The organism is Herbiconiux daphne (assembly GCF_024979295.1).
Classification (GTDB): domain Bacteria; phylum Actinomycetota; class Actinomycetes; order Actinomycetales; family Microbacteriaceae; genus Herbiconiux; species Herbiconiux daphnes.
Genome location: NZ_JANLCJ010000179.1, coordinates 1 through 978 on the forward strand (window position 1 = coordinate 1; position 978 = coordinate 978).

The 978-nt window shown below is 42.7% G+C and carries 2 protein-coding genes; both read right to left on the minus strand.

Annotated features, from left to right (window positions below):
* The coding region (locus tag N1032_RS23895) for a lytic transglycosylase domain-containing protein (RefSeq protein WP_259542921.1) at positions 1-433 on the minus strand (433 nt) is incomplete at its 3' end.
* A gap of 63 nt (positions 434-496) precedes the next feature.
* A partial coding sequence (locus tag N1032_RS23900; protein ID WP_259542922.1) for a DUF6453 family protein occupies positions 497-978 on the minus strand: 482 nt, incomplete at its 5' end.

Genomic DNA, 978 nt, shown 5'->3' on the forward strand with positions numbered 1-978 from the left:
CAATGTTTTGAACTGTAGCAGGAACACCACCTTGAGTGAATTTCTGAAACTCAGGTCTTTTAAGATAGTTAGCACCTTCTGCCGCCAATGGTAATTTACCACTGAGCATTTGACGAGCACCACCAGTACCTTGGTTATATCCAAGAAGAGCTTTAGAGGCATCACCTCCAAACGCTTTTAGGTTCTGCGCTAAATAGCGAGCACCCATATCAATATTCTTTGCAGGGTCAAGACGGTCGTTAGCATCGTAACCATAGTCTTTAGCTAAGGCACGAGATACTTGCATCAGCCCTACTGGGCCTGTTCCAGATGCAGCAGCGGGGTTCCCACCTGACTCAACCTGAATAACAGATTGGATCAGTTCTGGGTCAACCCCGTATTTTTTAGCAGCGTTCTGAATTAGGGCACCATAGTTAACTGCTTTAATAGTCATTATGGATATCCTTGTTTGTGATCACGTATGTATATAGCAACATCCGTGGATCTGGTAGTGCCATTAGAAATAGTTAGCGGCGTCAATAACAGGAAGTTGAATACTGATTGTATAATCATTAGGGGGAGCATAGTGATCCGTGTACTTATAATTCATCCCAGCATTGTTTCCTGTAGCGGCCCATAATTTATTACCGGACATCCTCATTCCTGCAATCATGATCGTACTCCAACCACCACCACTTTCTCCACGTACACCTAACCTACACAGAGGTACCATCATTTTACTTACACCTGCTGGTGCAGCAGTAGGATTAGCACTTGTAGTGATCATTCCTTTATACATGAAAGGAGCACGTGCAGTAGAAAAAGTGCATGTACCTTTTGCATTGTAAATAGTAAGACCACCATTATGAGGTTGAGCAGGATATCCTGTAATAAAAATGGCTATTTGCACATTAGTAATATTGACCTGTTGAGTATCTCCCCCACGAACATTACTGTGAGCAGTAAGAGTAGTACCATCCCAATCTAAAGTGAAAGTGT